This is a genomic window from Plantactinospora sp. B6F1 (assembly GCF_040120695.1).
Classification (GTDB): Bacteria; Actinomycetota; Actinomycetes; order Mycobacteriales; family Micromonosporaceae; genus Plantactinospora.
In genome coordinates this window covers 1-506 of record NZ_JBEEAC010000109.1, presented here as the reverse complement: position 1 = coordinate 506, position 506 = coordinate 1, and the positions used below count along the sequence as shown (strand labels likewise).

Sequence of the window (506 nt, the reverse complement as noted above, 5' to 3'; positions counted from 1 at the left end):
GGACGATGGAAGACGCTACGACATACGACCGCCAGCCCCCGCCGAATCGGAGACATCATCGCCGCAGCCTTGCACCTGACCCATTTCGAGTACAAGTACCTACCGCAAAGTCGTTGAGATCACTTCAGTGGGTGTCGGTCAGCTCACCGGGGTTCGACCGTGACGTTGTCGGGCCAGGCATCGGGTGCCAAGGCGTCGACGTTGATGCCGAGGGTTCGCAGCAGCGAGGCATTCGTCGCGGTATCGATGAGCGCGGGTAGCTCCTTCTCGATCCAGTCGGCCCTGCCGTGCAGGTCCCGTGATCGTAGCGTCGCCACCACCACGGTCTTCCTGACGCACGTTGCTTTGGTCATGACGCCTTCCTGCGCTTCTTGTGGGTTAGTACGGCAGCCGCCAATTGCTAGTTGACCAGGGCGTAGTCCCGGTTCAGCCGTGCACGTTGGTGGAACCAGCGTGCACGGGCCTGGTGACGGCGGCGCCAGTTGAGCCAGTGTGTGTCGTGGCCG

The 506-nt window shown here is 62.6% G+C and carries 1 protein-coding gene; it reads right to left on the bottom strand.

Going from position 1 to position 506, the window contains the following annotated elements:
* Positions 1 to 143: 143 nt before the first annotated feature.
* The gene (locus ABNF97_RS34020; RefSeq protein ID WP_349341081.1) at positions 144 to 353 is read right to left on the bottom strand and encodes a hypothetical protein; all 210 of its coding nucleotides are present in this window, start codon (positions 351 to 353) and stop codon (positions 144 to 146) included.
* Positions 354 to 506 lie beyond the last annotated feature (153 nt).

Excerpts from the sequence above, each read along its gene's own strand:
- ABNF97_RS34020 (WP_349341081.1), bottom strand. The coding sequence starts at position 353 with ATGACCAAAGCAACGTGCGTCAGGAAGACCGTGGTGGTGGCGACGCTA.